The organism is Mesorhizobium sp. USDA 3734 (assembly GCF_056279665.1).
Genome location: NZ_JBWCCW010000001.1, coordinates 1,883,608 through 1,903,120 on the forward strand (window position 1 = coordinate 1,883,608; position 19,513 = coordinate 1,903,120).

Below are 19,513 nucleotides of genomic sequence, written 5' to 3' on the forward strand. Positions count from 1 at the left end.
GGTGTCGAGATTCAGGCCGGGCCGGCCGGCCTGACCTGAATCTCAACATATTCTATCCGGTTCGCCGCGCCGTCGATTGCGGAAACTCCAGTACCCCAGCTTCGGATGGCCTGTGCTGCGCTTCCGCCACGGTTTCGATCAACAGATCGAGGGCGTCACAGGCCGTGCGGCTCGCCTCGTCATTGCCCTGCAGATAGTGATAGGCGCGTTCGAGGTGGATGCGGGCGGCTGAAAAATCGCTGGTCAATGGTCTCTCCATTATCCCACCCGAAAATACCTTGCCGGAGGCGAGGGAACGGGGGGTAAATATCCACAGGCGGCTTTTATTCAAATGCCACGGAAGGAGGGCGCGGCAGATGCGCCGTCAGGAGTGACGCCGCCCTACCCTTTGCCATGCCGTGCCGCGCGGCTAGACTGCGCCTCCCTTTCCGAGGTGAGATCGATGATCGTCCAGGCCTGCATCAACGGCGCGCGTCCGCGCGATTTTCATCCCCGGTTGCCGTTGAATGCCGAGGCGATGGCGAGCGACGCGGCCGCCTGCGTCGCCGCAGGTGCGGCCGAACTGCACATCCATCCGCGCGGCATTGACGGGCGTGAAAGCCTGGCGGCGGTAGACGCGACCGTGCCGGGGGTGCGCCAGGCCTGCCCGGGCACGCTGGTCGGCGTGTCGACGGGCGCCTGGATCGAGAACGACGTCGAGCGGACCCGCGCGGCGATCGTCGGCTGGCGAGAGCTACCCGACTATGCCTCGGTCAACCTGTCGGAGGCAGACGCCCCTCACGTGATGGATCTGCTGCGCCAGCGCGGCATCGGTATCGAGGCGGGACTTGCCTCCGTTGCCGATACCGAGCGCTTCGTCAGCCTAGAGCGTTTCACGTTTTGACGGAAGCGTATCCCGCATTTACGAAGTAGTTCTTGCATTCGGCTGCCTCGATGGTTTCGACGAGGTGGCCGATGTGGCGCCAAGTTTCCTCGACAGTGCGTTTCTGAGCCTGGCGCATCCAGTGTTTGATCTTGGCGAAGGCCTGCTCGATGGGATTGAGATCCGGAGAGTAAGGCGGCAGGTACCAAAGCCTGGCGCCGGCAGCCTTGATCATCTGCCTGATGGCGGCCGACTTATGACTTCCCAGATTGTCCATGACGACGATGTCGCCGGGCTTCAGAACGGTGACGAGCTGCTGCTCGACATAGGCCCGGAAGCATTGGCCGTTGATCGGTCCGTCGAAGACACAAGGTGCCGCGAGCCGATCCCAGCGCAGCGCGCCAAGGAAGGTCAACGTGCGCCAATGGCCGTGCGGAGCCAATCCGCGCAGCCGCTTGCCCTTCGGCCCCCAACCGCGCAGCGGAGCCATGTTGGTCTTGATCCAGGTCTCATCGATGAAGACCAGGCACTGTGGATCGAGACCCGCCTGCCAGGACCGCCATCGCTGACGCCTGCGGGCAATATCAGCGCGGGCCTGCTCAAGGCCGAACAGTGTTTTTTTTGAAGCTCAGGCCCTCGCGGCGCAGGAACATCCAGATCGTATTGTGCGAGACCTTGACCCCGCGCGCTTCCAACTCGTCTTTCAGCCTATGCAAACTCAGCTCAGAGGTCTGATTGATCCGCTCCACGATGAAGGCACGATGCGGCTCAAGAATGCGCTTGCGATGTCCGCCCATCTTGCCCGGCGCCACCGAGCCGGTCGCTCGATAGCGCTGCGACCACTTCACGACAGAGGAAACTGCAACGCCAAAGCGCGATGCCACGGTACGGCAATTCTCGCCTGCGCCAACTGCTTCAACAACACGCTCACGAAGATCGTTTGAAAGCGCTCGCGTCATTAGATGCTGGCCTCCAACCCAGCCTGCATCTTGAATCACAAACAGCCTGATTTGGGAATCCTACGATTCTCTCAAAGTAGGAAACGCTCTAGCCGACCACGTCCGTGTGCTTCGCATCCTGATCGAGATCGATATCCAGGACCTGTCGGGCGCGCTGGACGAGGCGCACGGCATCGCCGAGGTGCTCGAACGCGCCGGGGTGCGGCGGCCGATCCTGCTGCATGGCGTCGACGTCACCGTCTGGCCGTTCGTCGAGTTTGCGCACCGCAAGCGCTGGTCGACGCGGGTCGGGCTGGAAGACGGCAAGACGCTCGCCGACGGAACGACAGCGAAGGACAATGCGGAAATCGTCGCTGCGGCCGTGGCGATTTTTCGCGGCGATGTCAGGAACTAATTTTCCAGAATGATCCTGATCGCCTCGTCCATTACCGGATGCAGCCCACTGGCCTGGAAGGACAGCCGGTTGCCGGAGCCGACATTGCTGGTCATGGCGATGGTCAACCCCGAGATAGGGTCGTGCAGCATGACGGCGACGTAGCCGGGGATGCTGCCCTGGTGGCCGTAGAAGGCGCGGTCGGCGTAGGCGCTTTGGAACATGCCGGCACCGGTCTCGCGCATGCGGGTGCCGGGGAAACTCGCCGGCACGCGGTGTTCGAACATCTCGACGAAGAAGGGCTGATACAGCAGCCTGCCGGAAAACAGGCCACGCATGAAGCTCACCATGTCGGACGGCGTCGACACCATGTCGCCGCAGCCATAGGCGGCGCCGAACGGGAAGGAATCGGACGAATCCTGCAAGTCGTCGGAGTAGGACAGCACACCGTCCATACGCCACATCTCGCCGCCCGAGGCGATGTCGGTGGGCGCATTCGCTGGCGGCGGCGGCCGGTGGTAATAGCCGCGCACCATCGACTTTTCCGGAAAGGCTTCGGTGGCCGGCGACCAGGTATTTTCCAGGCCGAGCGGCTGCAGCACGGCGCTTCTGACGTAGCCGCCCAACGACTGGCCTGAGACCGCCTCGATCACCATGCCGGCCAGCACATAGCCGGTGTTGTTGTAGACGGCGGGTCCGCCCGGCGCCTTCTGCTTGTCGGAGGCGAAGGCGATGTCGACCAGCTGTTGCGGCGTCCACTGCCGGCTCGGGTCCATCGGAATGTAGTATTCGAACTCGGGCAGGCCGCTGCGGTGGTTGATCAGCTGGAGCACCGAAATGGCGCCGGCGCCCGGCAGGTCGGGAAACCAGCCGGAGATCGGCGCGCCAAGGTCGAGCTTGCCGTCCTGGGCGAGCTTGATCAGGGCCGCGGCAACGAAGGTCTTGGTGCAACTGCCGATCTTGAACAAGCGGTCGGACGAGACAGCAGCGCCATGCTCCCGGTCGGCGAGACCGGCGGTGACGGCGGTTGGTGCGGCGCCTGTCGAGTAGGCGAGCGAGGCGCCAACCGCACCGTCGGCGAGGTAGGTCTTGAGGAGGGCGTTCAGGTCTTCACGCATGGATTCTGCTTTCGCCTCTAAATCGCTGGTTTTAAACATGTCGGTACGCCCTCGGGCCGAACCCGAGGGCAGCGTCGCCGCACCTCACTCCGCCATATCGACCGCGGCAAAATTCTGCCGGCCGAAGGGGTCGAGCACGTAGTTGAGCACGCTCTTGCGGATCGGGATCGCCACCACCGAATGGGCGATCGGCGCCACCGGCACCTCGACCTTCAGGATCGCCTGCGCCCTGGCGTAGATGTCGGCGCGCTGCTTGGGATTGGCGGCGACGCGGCCGTCCTGAAGCAGCTTCTCGAAGGCCGGATCGCACCAGCGCGAGCGGTTGGAGCCGCCCTTCACGCCGTCGCAGGAAAGCAGGTAGCTCAGCATGTTGTCGGGGTCGCCATTGTCGCTGCTGCCGCCGAGCAGGTAGGCGTCCTGTTCGCCTCCAGCCGTGCGCTTGAGATATTCGCCCCATTCGAAGCTGACGATCTCGGCCTTGACGCCGACTTTCGCCCAGTCGGCCTGGATCATCTCGGCCATGCGCTTGGCGTTGGGGTTGTAGGGCCGCGACACCGGCATCGCCCACAGGCTGATTTTCAGGTCGCTCTCGTGGCCGGCTTCCTTCAGCAGCTTCTTCGCGCCGTCCGGGTCATAGTCGATGCCGGCGTCGGTGACGGCGCCGATCTGCGCCGGCGGCACGACGCTGCCGGCCACCGTGCCGGCGCCGGCATAGACGGCGTCGACGATCGCCTTGCGGTCGACGGCCTTGGCCAGCGCCATGCGCACGCGCACGTCGCCGAGCGGCTGGTGTTCGACGTTGAAGCCGAGGATGCCGATGTTCTGGCCCTTGAGGTCGAGCACGGTGATATCGGGATCGGTGCGCAAACCGGCGACCGCACTTGGTGGGGGCGGGGCGGCGACCTGACACTCATTGGCCTTGAGGCGCTCGACGCGGGTGGTCGGCTCGGGCGTGATGGCGAAGACCAGCGTGTCGATCTTCGGCGCGCCGCGCCAGTAGTCCTTGTTGGCGGCGTAGCGGATCTGGCTGTCGGGCACATAGGCCTGCAGCACGAATGGGCCGGTGCCGACGGGTTCCGAGTCGATCAGCTCCGGCGTGCCGGCGGCGACCATCTTTTCGGTCTGCTCCAGCGACAGGATGGAGAGATAGTCGAGCGCGATGCCGGGCAGGAAGGTGACATTGGCCGCCGTCAGCGTGAAGCGCACTGTGTAGTCGTCGACCTTGTCTATCTTGTCGATCAGCGTGCCCATGCCCAGCGCATTGAAGTACTCGTAAGCGCCGCCGCCGAGCTTGTGGTAGGGATTGTTGGCGTCGCGCTGGCGGTTGAAGGTGTAGAGCACGTCGTCGGCGTTGAGATCGCGCGAGGGCGTAAAGTGGTCGTTCGACTGGAATTTCACGCCGTGCCTGAGATGGAAGGTGTAGGTCTTGCCGTCGGCTGAGACCTCCCAGCTTTCGGCCAGCGCCGGACCGACTTCGGTCGTGCCCGGCTTGAACTCGACCAGCCGGTTGAAAATCGTCTTGGCGGCGGCGTCCATGGTGGAATCGGCGATGCCGATCGCCGGGTTGAAGGTCTCGGGATTGGCTTCCGAGCAATAGACCAGGGTTTTGGCATGGGCCTGCCCGCCGAGAAGGACGGATGAGGCCAGCAGGGACGAGGTAAGCACTGCGCGCAGAACGGTGGATTTCATCGCAAACGCTCCTGATGACACTTTACGGGTTGAGGGAAGGGCAGGCCGGTGAAGTTCATGGCGTCGCCGCCGGAGTGAGGAAACGGTCGGGCGCCAGCGCGGCAGAAGTGACGCCGCGTGCCGCGAGATCGTCGGGCAGGGGTTGGCCGCGCAGCAGCGCCGAACCCAACCGCGCCAGCGTCAGCGAGACCTGGAAACCGTAGCCACCCTGGCCGCCGAGCCAGAAGAAGCCGGACAGGCGCGGGTCGAAGCCGACGACCGGAGTGCGGTCGGGCGAAAAGGTGCGCAGGCCCGCCCAGGGCGTCGACGGACGGCCGATGCGCAGCGACGTCGCCTGTTCGATGCGGTCGACGGCGATGGCGACGTCGATGTCTTCCGGATAGGCATCGCAAGGCTCGGTATCGGTTTCGTCGGCGAGCGAGCCGATCAGCCTGCCGGCATCGGGCTTGAAGTAGAACTGTTCGTGCAGGTCGACCACCAGCGGCCAGGCGCTGATGTCCGTGCCGGCGGGCGGATCGAACAGGAAGGCGGTGCGGCGCTTGGGCCGGAAGCCGAGGCCGGAGAGACCGGCCAGCCCGGCGACGACATCGACCCAGGCGCCGGCGGCGTTGACGACGGTGTCGGCCTCGTAGGCGCCAGCATTGGTGGTGACGCTGAAGCCGGCTGCCGTGCGCGCGATCTCACGAACCTCTTCGCCTGTGCGGATCACGCCGCCGCCCGTCTTGAGTGTGGAGGCTGAAGCCGCAAGCATCTTTCCGGTGTCGACATCGAGCGCGCCGGGTTCATGCACGCCGCCGCAGGTGGATTCGGTGGCGATGACCGGGACCAGTGCGTTGACTTCCGCAGCCGACAGGCGCCGCACGCTGGGCACCAGTGCCTGCATCTCCGCCGCCATGCGGTCGACGGCAGCATCGTCCTCGACGCCGCCGACATGTAGCGCGCCGCGTCGGTGAGCGGCAAAGCCGCCATCGACGATTTGTGGCCGGCTGGCCAGCGACAGCGCCCGCACCAACGCATTGCCGTAGGTTTCGGAAAACAGTGCCGCCGAGCGGCCGCTGGCGTGATAGCCGAGATGCGGCTCGCGCTCGAGCACGGTGACCTCGGCCCAGGGCCGCACGGCTGCCGCCAGCGAGAGGCCGGCAATGCCGCCGCCGATGACGACGATTTTTTGAGGAGGCTTTGACTGCATCCTCTAGGGGTAGAAATAATTTCATATACAGTCAATATTTAGCGTATAAGAAAATTGTTGGTGTTGTTGATGGCGACGGGGGTTTCGACTACCTAAGTGGAGAAGCGGTTCGACCGCCGCCATGGAGCTGACGATGTCGGAGCAACCGAACCTCGGTGATTGCCTGCGCGGTCTGAGGAAGACGCATGGCTGGACCTTGCAGGAGGTCAGCACGCTGACCGGCGTCGCGGTGTCGACGCTGTCCAAGGTCGAGAACGACCAGATGTCGCTGAGCTACGACAAGCTGCTGCAGATCTGCGAGGGGCTTGGCATTCATGTCACCGAGCTGCTCAGCGGCGACCGCAAGCAGCCGGCGGCGCGAACCCGGCGTTCGGTGACCTCGCAGTCCAACACGCTGCGCCAGCTGACCCGCAACTATGACTACCACTATCTGGCCACCGATCTGGTGCGCAAGCGCATGGTGCCGATCCACGCCTATGCGCGTGCCCGCACGCCGCAGGAGTTCGGCCCGCTGACCAAACATGCCGGCGAGGAATTCCTGATCGTGCTCAAGGGCGAGATCGAGCTGCACACCGACCAGTACGCGCCGGTGCGGCTGAAACAGGGCGAAAGCGTCTACATCGATTCCACCATGGGCCATGCTTATTTGTCGGTCGGCGAGGGCGACGCCGAGGTGCTCTGCGTCTGCTCCGGCGACGAGCCTGATATGGAAGGCACGTTGCTGAGCGTGCTGGAGACGGTGGAGGGGTAGGGAGCGGGAAGGTCTCGTCCCCGACTCCCCGACCATCTCGGCGCCCAACGATCCGGCATTGCGTCGCCCTCATCTGGCACACCACATGTGCGGAGTTTCAAAACGTTATGGTTCGGTCCGGTGACTGAAACTAGATACATTGCCGATGTAGTCATTTTTCTTCCTGCCCTTGCCAGTTGGGGAAGGAAAACAGACGAGTGCAGAAAATAGCACAGTGACTCGCCGACGACAAAGATACGACTTGCTTCCTCTCATGCGTTAATATTGGATAGGAAAGACACGTTCGCGGTCTCTGGGGGGAGAAATGCGTATTGGGAAGGTCGCTGGAATCAGCGCGGCTATATTGGTCGTGCTGGGTGTCTTGGTTTGGATTTTTCTACCAATGATTGCAAGATGGCAGCTTCAAAGCCATCTTGGTTCGCGAACATATACTGAAACGCTTCGAAAAGCCGAGCAGGCCAACCAGAGCGCGTTGTCTTCTATCAAGGACGCCCAGGTGCTGGTGGACGTACCCAGCTCGTCGGTCGTGCCAGTTCTCAAGACCGAGTTGGGCAAGGCGCTCGCCAAAGTCGATACAAAAGGCGAATGGACTATCACCGAGAACGGCGATACGAGCGTAGACTTTCTTCCGCACGCCATAAGAGCTGGCCAACCTCTAAGACTTGTCAGTCCGAAATGGGGCAGCGTTGATCTCAGGGTGCTGGTCGATGCGGTGCCCCGTCTTGATAATGGCAGTCTTGCTGTCGACACAGCGTTGGCCGATGTACGCGTCGATGCGCTCAAGCCGCTCGGTCTTTCCGTTCCCGGCGCGATTACATCCCAGATCGAAACTGCTGTCATCGCCAGCATCGACAGCCTCAACACGCTGATGCCCTCGCTTAGTGTGCCGATTGCCTTGCCGCCGGCGCTTTTGAATGCCGATATGGCGCAGCCTGCTATCCTGGTTACGACGGATACCATCTCGGTGATGCTTGGCAGCAAGGGCGATGCCGCGGCCCCGACGGACACGTATACGAAGCGTTTCCTCGCCGTCGCGCGACGCCTGATGCCAGACTACAAGCCCGGTTCGGGCATTATCGCGGCGGTAGATCATTCCCAGGATTTTGTTGCCGCCAGCGAGCAGATGCGGGCTCAAGCGACGGCAGCGAATCTTGGTGCCGCGGAAGCATTACTTGGTCTTGCCGCCGACGCTGATCCTGCCAAGATAGGACTGGACGCCACGGCCCGCTCGATCCTGCTGTCAGCCTCATCAGAATGGCTCGCGGGCCGCCTGCACCAGTTGGCGCTGGATGCGATTGCCAAATTGGATGATTCCGAAATAGGCATCGACGTTCCATCCGACAAACTTGTGGTCAAGATAATCGACGGTGCCGCCGAAGTGACGGTGGAAGGCAAGGCGAGCTTCCTGAAAGGCGCGGTCTCCGTGCGGTTTTTCGCGACTGCATGGGCGGTGCTGCAGCCCGGTTCGAGTGGCCTGACGGCTCGCTATGCCTTGCGCGAGTTGCGTATCAGGAATCTGTCGATCAATTGGGAGGGCAGGGAAGCTGGCTTTCAGGTTCCCTACGAAAGCGCCCTTGGAAGCCTGGCTGCGAAGTTCATCGGCGAATTGCCGATATCCGAATTGAAGGTGCCCGACTTGCCGATCAAGCTCGGCACGGAATCGGACAAACAGTTCCGTATCGTCGTCAGCGACACTGCCCAGCCGACTGTTCAATTCGACGGTCGCGCGGTGCTGCTTTCACCTGGCCGCGTGATGGTGCTGGCTTCACCCAGGATAGGCGGCCAGCCGGCCGAGGTCAGCTCGCCGTCGCAGGTGACCGTCGATCAATATGAACGATTGAGGACATTAATGACTTCCGCGGAAAAGCTGCTCAATGGGGCAAGCGGGGACCGGAAGCTCGTTCTTCTGGCAGCCAAGCCGGCGTTGGCGGCTACGCTTCAGAGTGTCTTTGCGGCCTACAACCCGCATGTAGAGGCAAATGTCACTTCGAGCGAGACCTTTGATGCAGGGGAGATAAAGGCTATCCCCGGCGATGCCTCATGCGGCAATCCATGCGCGGACGTTTCCTCATGCGGTAGCCTGAACGGCTGCAAGATACAGGTCTGTTCGACTTATGTGGATCACGTCTGCAGCAGCATCTGCCCCAGATTCTTGGGCTTTTGCAGAGATATCTGCAACGATGTGGCGAGAGACGTCTGCCATGAGGACACGGACAACAATTGCTTGTCGAAAGTGAACAACTGCACCGGCGCAATCAGCCAGTGCGTCGCCTCCTGGGGATCCGGATTGCAGGTCGCCTGCGAGGCTGCCATGGCCGCTATCAAGGCGACGGATTTCACCGGGCTGGCCAAGGTCGCGGGTGATGTGTCGCTGAACGCTTCCGGTCAGACCTATGCCGATGCGCAGCTCAATGTGGCGGCTGACCTCGGCACGCTCGATCTGTCGCTGGTGGCCAGTGCGCACGCCACGGCGGATGCGAATGTCGACATCACATGGACCGATTTCGGCAATTTCTTCCTGTGTCCAAGCGGAAGGCTCTCAGGCCATTTCGACCTTGCAGCCGATCCGCAGACAACAGCGTTGCATGCGGGCGTTATCTGGAGCGGCGGCGGCGAAACGCCTTTGATCGCCAAGGTCACGCCGGACGATATGACGGTCAATGTTCATGCATCCGAGCCACCGATACAGACTCTTGTGAAAAGCAACCCCGCATTGCTGAGCTGTTCGCTTGGCAGGGCCATTGTCGGTCTCGGTGTGCTGACGCTGCCGCGCGTCACCCAGGACCTTCTATCGGATGCCCTTCGCAAGGTGATAGGCAAGAAGAACGGCCCCCTGGCGGCTGCGATCGTCGATGGCCAATATACATACAAAGGCGCGGCCTCAGCCTTTTCCTTCGAGATTCCCGGGAGCACACTCGACCTGCTCGGCGAAATCGTTACGGTCAGCCCAGCGATGACGTCCTCCTCCATGACCTACGGGACCAAGGACTGAGTGGGTCATGGCGGACAGCAAAAGTGGAACGACCCAGGCGGGACTGCAACGGGACCTCAAGCGTTTCGAAGATAGCGCGGCGGCTTTCGAGAAGACGGCACTGCTCTTTGGATTCTTGAACCTTTTCGTTGCCATATGGGTGAGATCACCTGGCCTGCAGATGAATCCCGGCTCCGTGACGGGCCTTTCGATCGTCGGTTTCAATGTTGGTCACGGCATCGTGTTAGGCCCACTGATCGCGATGCTTTCGATGGCCGTCCTTGTCTCGTCGCTGTACCGGTGTAACGCATTGCGTCAAGCTGTTGGCAGGAGTCTTGCCTTGTCGAACGAGCAGCTCTCACCTGGCGATCGCCTTGTCCTTGGCACTTTTGGAGACGCGCGGTTCAACCGCTTGGAGAGGTTCACCGACAGTGCATGGCGTACATTCTGGTATTTCTTGATCCCGGCAATCTCGGCGTTCTTGGCGCTGCGGCGATATTGCGATTTCGTTCCGAACGAGGCGGCTAAAGCATGGTCACTTATGGGAAGGATCGAGTTCCTGTTTTTCGGGATCGGCGGCTGGGAAATTCGTCCTATCCTTCCGGCTCGCGAGCTAGAAAGTGCGAATTTGATGATGAACCTGCCATACATCTATGCGCCTTTGCAAAGCTGGATCGAACTCGGCCTTTTTGCTGCCACGTGCTTGTTGGCATGGCAAGCTTGGCGGCAATATTATTCCGGGCTATCGTCTCCAATGCAACAGCCGCGCTGAGCGAGCGATCTGGATCGCAACACGGCCGGCTGGATGTTCAGCACCACCATTGACCGCGACGCTTCATGTCGGCGCCTCTCGTCCCGCATCCAGCAGCCATTGCCGCACGGCCTGCGTCGGCTCGGGGTGCCGCTGCTTTCTCGGCATCACGACATAAAAATCCTGCGTGCCGCGCATTTCACCGCTGACCGGCTGGATCAGCCGGCCCGCGGCGAGGTCGGCGGCGACGAGAAAGCGGCTGGCCAGCGCTATGCCCTGGCCGGCGATGGCTGCATCTATGGCGAGGCCGGTCTGGTTGAAACGCATGCGTTTGAGCTCGGTCGTCATCTTCAGGCCGACCGCCTTTTCCATGAACTCCGGCCACAGATTGTGCGCATCGTGCAGCAGGACGTGATGCTGGATTTCGGTCGCCGCGATTTCGGTTGTGCCGGCCGGCAGCAAGACCGGGCTGCAGACGGCGACGATCTGCTGGGGAAACAACAGGTCGACCATCAGGCCAGCGCCGAAGGGCGGGCGGCCTTGCCGCACCGCGATATCGACGCCATCGGCCTGAAAGCTCGACAGGCTCTCGCTGGCCAGGACGCGCAGGTCGACCAGCGGATTGTGCGTCACAAAATCCTGCAACCGGGGGATCAGCCATTTGGTGGCGAAGCTCGGCGTCACGCTGATCGTCAGCCGCGCCGGCTCGGGACGAAGCAGCAGCGTCGCCTCCGAGATCAGGTCGAAGGCGCGGCGGATGTTGGGGACATAGGCGCGACCCTCATCGGTCAGCGCCAGGCCGCGCGGCAGCCGCTCGAACAGTTTTGTGCCGAGGTCGGCCTCCAGCCCGCGAATGTGCTGGGCCACCGCCCCTTGCGTGACGTTGAGCTCTTCGGCGGCGATGCGGAAGTTGAGATGACGCGCCGACGCTTCGAAGGCGCGCAGCGCATTCAACGGCGGCAGGCTGAGGAAGGCTTCGGGCATGCAGGAGTTTTTCTACAGGTTGATTTCAGGCATTCTGGTTCGAACCAGAGGAGAAAACCAGCTATATCAACGCTCAACTCCCGAAAACACCGCCTGCGGTGCCCGCCAACCCTGAGAGGAAAATCCAATGAGTGTAGAAAAAGTAGCTGTGGTCGTGGCCGGCGGCAGCGGCATGGGTGCGGCGGCGGCGAAGCGCCTGGCGGCGGATGGCTTCAAGCTTGCCATCCTGTCCTCCTCCGGCAAGGGCGAGGCGCTGGCCAAGGAACTGGGCGGGCTCGGCGTCACCGGCTCCAACCAGTCGAACGACGATCTGCAGCGCCTGGTCGACCTGACGCTCGAGCGCTATGGCCGCATCGACGTACTGGTCAACAGCGGCGGCCACGGGCCGCGGGCGCCGATCCTGGAAATCACCGACGAGCAGTGGCACACGGGGATGGACGTCTATCTCTTGAACGTCATCCGGCCGGTGCGCATCGTGGCGCCGCAGATGGTCAAGCAGAAGGGCGGCGCCATCATCAACATCTCGACGGCCTGGGTGGTCGAGCCGAGCCCGATGTTCCCGACTTCCGCCGTGTTCCGCGCCGGTCTTGCCGCCTACACCAAGATCTTCTCCAACACCTATGCAGCCGACAATGTGCGCATGAACAATGTGCTGCCCGGCTGGATTGACAGCCTGCCGGCCACCGAGGAACGCCGCGACAGCGTGCCGATGCAGCGCTACGGCACCTCAGAAGAGATCGCCGCGACCATCGCCTTCCTGGCGTCGGAAGGCGCCGGCTACATCACCGGCCAGAACATTCGGGTCGACGGCGGCATTATCCGCGCTATCTGAAGGCGTCGACCGGGAGGGGAATTCTGGCATCCCGACCCAAGGAGCAAAAATGCGGCTTTTGATACTCGGCACCGGCTGGATGGCGCAGGAACATGCCCGTCGCTTCGGCACCATCGAGGGTGTCGACATTGTCGGCGCTGTCGATGTCGATCCGGCGCGCGTCGGCGAATTCGCCGACAGCTTCAACATTCCCAACCGCTTCACCGCGCTGGAGGAGGCGCTGGCGTGGGGTGAGTTCGACGCGGTGGCCAATGTCACGCCAGACCGCATCCATCACCCGACCACCATGGCGCTGATCGCCGCCGGCAAGCCGGTGCTGTGCGAGAAGCCGCTGGCCGAAAACTTCGCCAAGGCGACCGAGATGGCCGATGCCGCCGAGGCTGCCGGCATCGTCAACATGGTGAACCTGACCTATCGCAATGTCGCCGCACTGCAGAGGGCCCGCCAGATGGTGCTGGCAGGCGAAATCGGCACGGTCAGGCATGTCGAGGCGTCCTATCTGCAAAGCTGGCTGGTGTCGAAGTTCTGGGGCGACTGGCGCACCGATCCGAAATGGCTGTGGCGGCTGTCGCGCGGCCACGGATCGAACGGCGTGCTCGGCGATGTCGGCATCCACATCCTCGATTTCGCCAGCTACGGTGCGGCGCTCGACATCGACCATGTCTTCTGCCGGCTGCGCGCCTTCGACAAGGCGCCCGGCAACCGCATCGGCGACTACGGGCTCGACGCCAATGACAGCTTCGCCATGACGCTGGATTTTTCCAACGGTGCCTTCGGCGTGGTGCATGCCAGCCGCTGGGCATCGGGCCATCTCAACGAACTGCGCCTGCGCATCTATGGCGACAGAGGCGGCATCGAGGTGGTGCACAATCTCGACGGCTCGGCGCTCAAGGCCTGCGTCGGCGAGAATGTCGAGAGCGCCAAATGGGAAGAGTTCGACCCCGGCACGGTGGCGACCAATTATCAGCGTTTCACTGACGCGGTGCGAACCGGCGTGCAGGCCGAACCGTCCTTCCGCCATGCCGCCGAGTTGCAGAAGGTGCTCGATCTGGCAGTGGTGTCGGACGAGAAGCGCGCGGAGCTACGGGCGAGCGCCGACACGCAGTAGGGGCGCTTGCCTGGCTTGCTTGGGGCCTCGATAGCGCGCGCGCCGAGTTCCTTCGCGCCCCCCTCTCCGTTGCTCGCTGCGTCAGCCGCCGATGGGCGACCTGAGCGCGGCGCTCGACCTCTGCCGATAGGGCCAGGGGGCCAGCTTCAGATTCTGCCGCCGCCTCGCAACGGCGCGGTGGCCTGTCTCAAGAGCCGGTCACCAAGGCGAAAACCAGTTTCTGCAAATTGCCGCCGGACCCAAATTCGACGCGGTCGAAATCGCGGCTTGCCTGCACACGGGCCTTCGAGATCGCGTCGAGCCGACGAACCACCTCGGCCCTGGTCTTGCTGCATTTGGGATCATCGGCAATGGTCAGGCCGTCCGTCGCCGCTTCGATATCGTGGACCATCTGCACCATGCTGGCGCCATGCACCTTCTCGTGGGCGCTGACGCCTGCGATGAACACATCCCAGTTTTTCTGGACGGCCGGCGGCAGGGAGCCGGAGGGTTCTGGCAAGGTGTAGGTGATGATCAGCTTCGGCCGCCCCACCGTCAGCACGCAGTCCTTGCCCCTGGGCCTGTAGTCCCTGCCGCTCCAGGTCAGCTTGAAATTGGTGTAGGCCATGGTGCGCGTCTTGGCGCCGCGGATCAGCGGCCCTTTCTCGCCGATCGAGCGGTAGAGCTCGGCGCCGGACTGGCCCGAAATGGCGTAGGGTTCGACCTTCTCAACCGGCTTCCACTCGGCATGGGCGGCTAGCGGCAAGGCCAGCAGGACGGTCAGCAGAAGACACAGACGAACACAGGCTCTCAACACCGCTCTCCGCGAAATCGGGACTGGGCGACATCGCCGCGACGGGCAATGCCACAGGACAGCTTTTCCTATAGAATGCCTGCTGGTGCTGCAAATGTCCTAGAGGCAGTCAATTGGGGGGAAGTCATGAGAACGAGATATCTTGTTGTCGTCGGCGTCTTGGCGATCTTGCAGGCCGCGCAACCGGCGTTTGCCGCGTCCTGCGGCGGCTGGAGCGCGAAGATGGAGGAAGACGAGGGCGGCAGCGTGCTGACCGCCTCGGTCTGCGGCGGGCCAAAGGGCGATGCGCATCTGATGCTGATCTGTTTCGACACGCCGGTGCTGAGCTACGATCTGGGTGCTGCCGGCCAGCAACTGGAGCCCGGCCTCAGCGGTTCGTTCGAGTTCAAGGCCGATGGCAAGACATTGACCAAAACGCTGCAGCTCGAGGCCATGTACAATTACTTCGTGGTCAATCTGGTGAAAGCCGATCCGCTGCTGGACCTGCTGCGCGGGAAAGGCGAGATCAACGTCAGCGCAGCCAAATACGGCCAGGCCAGCTTTCCGCTGAAAGGCTCGAGCGCCGCCATCGGCAAGGTGCTGGCGCAGTGCGGCAAGGCCGAGCCTGCGGATGGGGATTGATAGGGATCCTTCGCCACAGCTGGCATGACGCGGTCTCTACGTCTCGCCATGTGCCGCGACATAGTCGATCTCGGACCGGCTGATGCCGATGTCCTTGAGCATGAAGTCCGGCATCGTCTCCAGATGGCGCCGGTCGCGACGGTGACGCCAGCGACGCAGCAGGCGTGCCAGCAGGATTGACGGCATGCGCCATTCGCGGGCGCTGATCAGGACGCGTTTGGTTTCAGTCATGGCTTCCTCGGAAACAGGCGAAGCTCTTGCCGGCGGCGCGCCGGCAAGAGCTGACGAGACCTCAATCGGCCATCTTCATCGCGTCGCAGGACACGTCGGGGTTCATGTCGGCGAAGGTGCCGGTCGGGTTCTTCTTCCAGGCCCAGACGTGCAGCTCGTAGAAGGCGCCCAGGCCATAGCGATTGGGTGCGCTGTTGAAGTTGAACAGCTGCCCCTCGAGCGAGGCCGGGCCTTTCGAGGTGATGTATTCGACCGCCACCAGTTTCAGCTTTCCGCCGGCCATCGGCTCGTACATCACAGCCTCGGGCTTGGAGAGATCGACGATATCGTCCTTCAGGTAGGCCGCGTTGACATAGTGGATGCCCATGGCGCCGCCGGTGATGCCGCTGGCGCAGGGGATGGGCGCGTAACCCTCGGCGGTGGCCGTGGCCACGGTCTCGAACCGGCCGTTGGCCGTGCGCACCTTTTGCGCCAGGACATTGGCTTCACCGGCGCTATGGGTCGCGGCGTCATGGGCATGCACCACCGTCGCCGCGACGGCGAGAGCGGACAGGAGGAGCGGGGCGGCAAGGCGTCTGGTCCAGGGCAGGAATGTCATGTTGACTCCATAGGTTTGCTGTCGCGCAGCGGCCATCCCGGTCCGAGCGCGTTGGTTGCGGGAGAGGCGCGTCCCGATCGCGGTGTCAGGCTCCGGCGGTCCGCGGGCCGATGAAGGCGGCGATCTCCGTCACCTTGTTGGCGGGGAAGCCGCCTTCGCGGGCATGCCGCTCGATCATTTCGGCGCTTTCGGCCTCATGAATGCAGTAGATCTTGTCGCCGGCGACATAGGAGGTGAGCCATTTGTAGGGCGCGCCGAGCCCGGCCACGACCTCATTGGACTTGGCCGAGATTTCCTTGAGCTCATTGGGGCTCAGCCTGTCGGCGCCGGCGATTTCGCGTTCGATGATGAATGTCGGCATTGTCGGTCTCCGTTGTTGTTGACGGCCCGATAAATCCGATCGACGTTGGACCCGGTGTGCCGCCCGCGAAAGAAACAAGGCGGGAGCGGTCACACGCTTTGTCCCACGGCGGTGGTGCAAGCCGCATGTGAGGATGGGGCAGGCGAGCATGGCGGCGGAAAAAGTGGGCGGTACGATCAGGCTTCTTGGCGAACCCGCCATCCTCGATGCGGATGGGCAAAGCCAACCCGTGCGCGGCCATCAGGCCTGGGCGCTGCTGGCCCGCGTGATTCTGGCGCGCGCGCCGCTCGACCGCCGCGCGCTAGCGGCGGAGCTGTTTCCCGAAACCGTCGATCCGCTGGGTTCGCTGCGCTGGTGCCTGGCCTCGCTGCGCAAAGCGCTCAACAGTACAGACTGCCTTTACGGCGACCCGGTCGAGGGGCGCTTTGCCGACGATCTGGACATCGACGCGCTGCGGCTCGACCGCGATGATTTCGACATCGAGGCCGCCGGGCCGCTGCTCGGCACGCTGGAGCCCCGTTGCAGCCCGGAATTCGCCACCTGGCTGCTGGTTGAGCGCGAGCGCATCGCCGGCATCGTCGAAGCCCGCATCCGCCAGGAAACCATCCGCGCCATGTCCGTCGAGGATCATGGCCGCGCGACGCGGCTGGCCGAACTTGGCGTCCGTCGCAACCCCTATGACGAGGGCGCGCACATATTGCTGGTGAAGAGCCTGGCATTGGCCGGACGCTACCAGGCGGCCCTCGATCATGTCGAAGCGACCGAGGCGGTGTTTGTGGCGGAGCTCGGCGAGAAGCCGTCGGCGGCCTTGCGCAGTGCCGCTCGCCGCACCATCTCGTCGCCGCCCAGCGGAATCTCACGCCAGGCCTTCGTCACCTCGCTGATGCAGTCGGGCCTGGCCGCGCTTTCTGCGGGCGCCGTGGATGCCGGCATCGATTGCCTGCGCCGCGCCGTGCGCGACGCGGAGAAACACAAGGACGCGCAACTGACGGCGCGCGCCATGTTCGAGCTTGGCACAGCACTTGTGCATTCGGTCAAAGGCTATGATGACGAAGGCTCGGTGCTGCTGCGCCAGAGCACGGAACTGGCGCGCCAGGCGGGCAGCGCGGCCATCGCCTCGGCGGGGTTTCGCGAACTCGGCTATGTCGAGGCGCTGGCGGGGCGGCGACCCTCGGCCGCCACCTATCTTTCGCAGGCGCTGGACCTGGCCGCCGGTGGCGAAAACCTGGCCGGCATTCATGGCGTCATCGGTTTCAACCTGGTCGACTGGGGCCGGGTCGGCGAGGGGCTCGATCACTATGCGCTGTCGCTGGAGCATGCGCGCTCGGCCGGCAACCGCCGTCGCGAGATCTGGTCGCTTGGGCTCGGCGGCTGGGGGCTGATCGCCGCCGACCGGCTGGAGGAGGCTGATCGCTGGCTGGAAGACTGCCTGGCGCTGGTCGAGGAACAACGCTGGATGTCGTTTCGACCATGGCCTGTGGCGGTGCTGAGCGAATCCCGCACCCGCCAGCGGGCGCGCCCCGATGATTTGCGTCCCCGCTTGGAGGAAGCCTTCGCGCTGAGCTGCCAGATGAACGATCCCTGCTGGGAAGGGGCCGTCGCACGCGCGCTGGCGCTGACCTATGCGGCGCAAGACGCATTCGTGCCGGCCATGGAATGGCTGGGCGAGGCGCGCCGGCGCTGCATGCGCGACACCGACAGCTATGCCGGGCTGCAGGTGGAGATCCTGGCGAGCCAGGTGGACGTCAATCTGAAGCTGGACCGGCCTGAAACGGCCGACGCTATCGCGCGCGAATGGCTGGCGTTGGCGGCGCGCACGCATCGCGATGCTCATGTCGTGCGCGCCGCCGCGTTTATCGCCCAACGCAACTGACGCTACCGCAACAGTTTGCCCAGCCTGACGGTCGCGGCCATCAACGCCTCGTCCGAAAAGCCGGAAAAACCCAGCACCAGGCCTTGCCGGGGCGGGCCGTCGATGAACATCGAGGAGAGGGCACGCGCACCGACGCCCACCGCTTTCGCCGCCTCGACGATCGCGGTGTCCGGCCCGGTGCGGTTCAGCGTCGCCATCAGGTGCAGCCCCTGTTCGGGTACGGTCACGTCGAGGGCATCGCCGCAATGCGCCTCAAGGCCGGCGACCAGCACGTCGCGCGCGGCCTGGACGCGGCGGCGCACGCGCCTGAGATGCGCGGCGAAATGGCCTTCGTTCAACAGGTCGGTCAGCGCGCCTTCGGCCAACGTCGAGGGAAAGCGGTCAGAGCGCGCCCTGACCGCCATGACGGCATCGAGCAGCGCCTCCGGCACCACGATGTAACCGATGCGCAGGCCGGGGAAGAGCACCTTGGAGAAGGTGCCGAGATAGGCGACACGGCCAGAGCCGTCCATGCCTTGCAGCGAGGTCAGCGGCGGGCCGGCATAGCGGAACTCGCTGTCGTAATCGTCCTCGATGATCCAGGCATCGTTGTGCCGCGCCCAGTCGAGCAAAGCCAGGCGGCGGCGCATCGTCATCGTCACGCCGAGCGGATATTGATGCGAGGGCGTGACATAGGCCGCGCGGGCTTTCGGGCACAGGCTTTCGCCGATCTCGGGATCGAGCCCTTCCGCGTCGACCGGCACGCCAAAAACCCTGGCGCCGCTGCCAGCCAGCACGGCGTGCGCCATCGAGTAACAGGGGTTTTCGATCCAGACGTCTTCGCCGGGGCGAAGAGCGGCGCGCACCAGGAGGTCGAGCCCTTGCTGCGTGCCCGAAGTCAGCACGATCTGGCCGGCATCGCAGCGCACGCCGCGCGCGGTCCTGAGGTAGGTTGATATTGCCGTGCGCAGAGGCAGGCCGCCGCGCGGGTCGCCATAGCGGAAATGCTCCGGCCCGGGCCGTGCGAGGTGGCGCGACAGAAGGATGCGAAACAAATCAAGCGTACGCGGATCGGACACCGCCACGCCAAGGCCGCAAGGCAGCGAGGTGGCCGCGTCGATCTCCGGCGGACGTGGCTTGACCAGTGTTGTCGGCAGATGCGGCACGTCAGGCGCGACGAAGGTTCCGGCGCCCACCCTGGCGACGGCGAAACCTTCCGAGATCAGCATCTCGAAACAGGCGACCGCCGCCGAACGCGACAGGCCGAAGCGCGCCGAGAGATCGCGGGTGGTCGGCAGCTTGGCGCCTGCGGCGAGCGCACCGGTCTCGATCAGCCGTCGCAGTGCCGTGTAGAGCTCGCGGCTGCGCGGGCCGTCGCCCGGCAGGACCGGGATCAGCGCCGACCAATCCGGCGGATTGGTCTGAATTTTATCGCCATGATTGGTTCTTTTATCGACCAATGCCATGGCG

General features: G+C 63.8%; 18 protein-coding genes and 2 pseudogenes. 9 read left to right on the forward strand and 11 right to left on the reverse strand.

The features are described from left to right. Positions 1 to 52: 52 nt before the first annotated feature. Positions 53 to 247 (reverse strand): hypothetical protein, encoded by a 195-nt coding sequence (locus ACZ89F_RS08945; RefSeq protein ID WP_168992273.1) that lies wholly within the window; start codon positions 245 to 247, stop codon positions 53 to 55. Between the two features lie 195 nt (positions 248 to 442). On the opposite strand from ACZ89F_RS08945, the pseudogene ACZ89F_RS08950 reads away from it, so the two are divergent. Further along, a pseudogene (locus ACZ89F_RS08950) lies at positions 443 to 868 on the forward strand (3-keto-5-aminohexanoate cleavage protein); the annotation flags it as partial. Positions 869 to 872: 4 nt separating this feature from the next. Here the strand turns inward: ACZ89F_RS08950 and ACZ89F_RS08955 are convergent. Then, a protein-coding gene (locus tag ACZ89F_RS08955) for an IS630 family transposase (RefSeq protein WP_476091359.1) occupies positions 873 to 1,821 on the reverse strand; the annotation gives its coding sequence in 2 pieces (ribosomal slippage) (positions 873 to 1,484 and positions 1,486 to 1,821; 948 coding nt in all). Positions 1,822 to 1,906: 85 nt separating this feature from the next. On the opposite strand from ACZ89F_RS08955, the pseudogene ACZ89F_RS08960 reads away from it, so the two are divergent. Further along, positions 1,907 to 2,215: pseudogene (locus tag ACZ89F_RS08960) on the forward strand (3-keto-5-aminohexanoate cleavage protein); the annotation flags it as partial. Here the strand turns inward: ACZ89F_RS08960 and ACZ89F_RS08965 are convergent. The 3 genes from ACZ89F_RS08965 to ACZ89F_RS08975 all read right to left on the reverse strand — a co-directional run bounded on the left by ACZ89F_RS08965 (position 2,212) and on the right by ACZ89F_RS08975 (position 6,190). Next, entirely contained in the window at positions 2,212 to 3,312 is a 1,101-nt protein-coding gene (locus tag ACZ89F_RS08965) for a serine hydrolase domain-containing protein (RefSeq protein WP_476091360.1), read from the reverse strand. The pseudogene ACZ89F_RS08960 and the gene ACZ89F_RS08965 sit on opposite strands and share 4 nt — an antisense overlap. 84 nt (positions 3,313 to 3,396) lie before the next feature. After that, a complete protein-coding gene (locus tag ACZ89F_RS08970) occupies positions 3,397 to 5,001 on the reverse strand; it encodes an ABC transporter substrate-binding protein (RefSeq protein ID WP_476091361.1) in 1,605 nt (534 codons plus the stop codon). 55 nt (positions 5,002 to 5,056) lie between these two features. Further along, positions 5,057 to 6,190 (reverse strand): NAD(P)/FAD-dependent oxidoreductase, encoded by a 1,134-nt coding sequence (locus tag ACZ89F_RS08975; protein ID WP_476091362.1) that lies wholly within the window; start codon positions 6,188 to 6,190, stop codon positions 5,057 to 5,059. A 133-nt stretch (positions 6,191 to 6,323) separates the two neighbouring features. Here ACZ89F_RS08975 and ACZ89F_RS08980 point away from each other — a divergent pair, with 133 nt between their 5' ends. From ACZ89F_RS08980 to ACZ89F_RS08990, 3 genes are all read left to right on the forward strand, one after another. Further along, positions 6,324 to 6,941 (forward strand): helix-turn-helix domain-containing protein, encoded by a 618-nt coding sequence (locus ACZ89F_RS08980; RefSeq protein WP_476091363.1) that lies wholly within the window; start codon positions 6,324 to 6,326, stop codon positions 6,939 to 6,941. A 304-nt stretch (positions 6,942 to 7,245) separates the two neighbouring features. Then, positions 7,246 to 9,933: a hypothetical protein gene (locus ACZ89F_RS08985; RefSeq protein ID WP_476091364.1), complete on the forward strand. Its 2,688-nt coding sequence runs from the start codon at positions 7,246 to 7,248 to the stop codon at positions 9,931 to 9,933. A gap of 7 nt (positions 9,934 to 9,940) precedes the next feature. Beyond that, complete coding sequence (locus tag ACZ89F_RS08990; RefSeq protein ID WP_476091365.1) at positions 9,941 to 10,684, forward strand: hypothetical protein; 744 nt, start codon at positions 9,941 to 9,943, stop codon at positions 10,682 to 10,684. A 63-nt stretch (positions 10,685 to 10,747) separates the two neighbouring features. Here ACZ89F_RS08990 and gcvA read toward each other — a convergent pair whose 3' ends face one another. Further along, positions 10,748 to 11,647 (reverse strand): transcriptional regulator GcvA, encoded by a 900-nt coding sequence (gene gcvA / locus ACZ89F_RS08995; protein WP_476091366.1) that lies wholly within the window; start codon positions 11,645 to 11,647, stop codon positions 10,748 to 10,750. A 127-nt stretch (positions 11,648 to 11,774) separates the two neighbouring features. On the opposite strand from gcvA, the gene ACZ89F_RS09000 reads away from it, so the two are divergent. Further along, complete coding sequence (locus tag ACZ89F_RS09000) at positions 11,775 to 12,479, forward strand: SDR family oxidoreductase (protein ID WP_476091367.1); 705 nt, start codon at positions 11,775 to 11,777, stop codon at positions 12,477 to 12,479. A gap of 49 nt (positions 12,480 to 12,528) precedes the next feature. Further along, positions 12,529 to 13,587 carry a Gfo/Idh/MocA family protein gene (locus ACZ89F_RS09005; protein WP_476091368.1) on the forward strand — a complete coding sequence of 353 codons (1,059 nt, stop codon included), beginning with the start codon at positions 12,529 to 12,531 and terminating at the stop codon, positions 13,585 to 13,587. Positions 13,588 to 13,774: 187 nt separating this feature from the next. Here ACZ89F_RS09005 and ACZ89F_RS09010 read toward each other — a convergent pair whose 3' ends face one another. Beyond that, positions 13,775 to 14,380, reverse strand: coding sequence for a DUF922 domain-containing Zn-dependent protease (locus tag ACZ89F_RS09010; protein WP_476091369.1), 606 nt, complete (start codon positions 14,378 to 14,380; stop codon positions 13,775 to 13,777). Positions 14,381 to 14,506: 126 nt separating this feature from the next. Here ACZ89F_RS09010 and ACZ89F_RS09015 point away from each other — a divergent pair, with 126 nt between their 5' ends. Continuing rightward, on the forward strand, positions 14,507 to 15,001 hold the full coding sequence (locus ACZ89F_RS09015) for a hypothetical protein (protein ID WP_476091370.1): 495 nt from the start codon (positions 14,507 to 14,509) through the stop codon (positions 14,999 to 15,001). A gap of 36 nt (positions 15,002 to 15,037) precedes the next feature. Here the strand turns inward: ACZ89F_RS09015 and ACZ89F_RS09020 are convergent, their stop codons facing one another. The 3 genes from ACZ89F_RS09020 to ACZ89F_RS09030 form a co-directional block, all read right to left on the reverse strand. Next, complete coding sequence (locus ACZ89F_RS09020; RefSeq protein WP_476091371.1) at positions 15,038 to 15,232, reverse strand: YjiS-like domain-containing protein; 195 nt, start codon at positions 15,230 to 15,232, stop codon at positions 15,038 to 15,040. Between the two features lie 61 nt (positions 15,233 to 15,293). Continuing rightward, the gene (locus ACZ89F_RS09025) at positions 15,294 to 15,830 is read right to left on the reverse strand and encodes a hypothetical protein (protein WP_476091372.1); all 537 of its coding nucleotides are present in this window, start codon (positions 15,828 to 15,830) and stop codon (positions 15,294 to 15,296) included. An 85-nt stretch (positions 15,831 to 15,915) separates the two neighbouring features. Then, entirely contained in the window at positions 15,916 to 16,191 is a 276-nt protein-coding gene (locus ACZ89F_RS09030; protein ID WP_476091373.1) for a DUF4242 domain-containing protein, read from the reverse strand. Positions 16,192 to 16,339: 148 nt separating this feature from the next. On the opposite strand from ACZ89F_RS09030, the gene ACZ89F_RS09035 reads away from it, so the two are divergent. Further along, the gene (locus tag ACZ89F_RS09035; RefSeq protein WP_476091374.1) at positions 16,340 to 18,064 is read left to right on the forward strand and encodes a BTAD domain-containing putative transcriptional regulator; all 1,725 of its coding nucleotides are present in this window, start codon (positions 16,340 to 16,342) and stop codon (positions 18,062 to 18,064) included. A gap of 2 nt (positions 18,065 to 18,066) precedes the next feature. Here the strand turns inward: ACZ89F_RS09035 and pdxR are convergent, their stop codons facing one another. Further along, positions 18,067 to 19,509, reverse strand: coding sequence for a MocR-like pyridoxine biosynthesis transcription factor PdxR (gene pdxR / locus ACZ89F_RS09040; RefSeq protein ID WP_476091375.1), 1,443 nt, complete (start codon positions 19,507 to 19,509; stop codon positions 18,067 to 18,069). Positions 19,510 to 19,513: the final 4 nt, after the last annotated feature.

Excerpts from the sequence above, each read along its gene's own strand:
- ACZ89F_RS08965 (WP_476091360.1), bottom strand. The coding sequence starts at position 3,312 with ATGCGTGAAGACCTGAACGCCCTCCTCAAGACCTACCTCGCCGACGGT.
- ACZ89F_RS08970 (WP_476091361.1), bottom strand. The coding sequence starts at position 5,001 with ATGAAATCCACCGTTCTGCGCGCAGTGCTTACCTCGTCCCTGCTGGCC.
- ACZ89F_RS08975 (WP_476091362.1), bottom strand. The coding sequence starts at position 6,190 with ATGCAGTCAAAGCCTCCTCAAAAAATCGTCGTCATCGGCGGCGGCATT.
- ACZ89F_RS08980 (WP_476091363.1), top strand. The coding sequence starts at position 6,324 with ATGTCGGAGCAACCGAACCTCGGTGATTGCCTGCGCGGTCTGAGGAAG.
- ACZ89F_RS08985 (WP_476091364.1), top strand. The coding sequence starts at position 7,246 with ATGCGTATTGGGAAGGTCGCTGGAATCAGCGCGGCTATATTGGTCGTG.
- ACZ89F_RS08990 (WP_476091365.1), top strand. The coding sequence starts at position 9,941 with ATGGCGGACAGCAAAAGTGGAACGACCCAGGCGGGACTGCAACGGGAC.
- gcvA (WP_476091366.1), bottom strand. The coding sequence starts at position 11,647 with ATGCCCGAAGCCTTCCTCAGCCTGCCGCCGTTGAATGCGCTGCGCGCC.
- ACZ89F_RS09000 (WP_476091367.1), top strand. The coding sequence starts at position 11,775 with ATGAGTGTAGAAAAAGTAGCTGTGGTCGTGGCCGGCGGCAGCGGCATG.
- ACZ89F_RS09005 (WP_476091368.1), top strand. The coding sequence starts at position 12,529 with ATGCGGCTTTTGATACTCGGCACCGGCTGGATGGCGCAGGAACATGCC.
- ACZ89F_RS09015 (WP_476091370.1), top strand. The coding sequence starts at position 14,507 with ATGAGAACGAGATATCTTGTTGTCGTCGGCGTCTTGGCGATCTTGCAG.
- ACZ89F_RS09020 (WP_476091371.1), bottom strand. The coding sequence starts at position 15,232 with ATGACTGAAACCAAACGCGTCCTGATCAGCGCCCGCGAATGGCGCATG.
- ACZ89F_RS09025 (WP_476091372.1), bottom strand. The coding sequence starts at position 15,830 with ATGACATTCCTGCCCTGGACCAGACGCCTTGCCGCCCCGCTCCTCCTG.
- ACZ89F_RS09030 (WP_476091373.1), bottom strand. The coding sequence starts at position 16,191 with ATGCCGACATTCATCATCGAACGCGAAATCGCCGGCGCCGACAGGCTG.
- ACZ89F_RS09035 (WP_476091374.1), top strand. The coding sequence starts at position 16,340 with ATGGCGGCGGAAAAAGTGGGCGGTACGATCAGGCTTCTTGGCGAACCC.
- pdxR (WP_476091375.1), bottom strand. The coding sequence starts at position 19,509 with ATGGCATTGGTCGATAAAAGAACCAATCATGGCGATAAAATTCAGACC.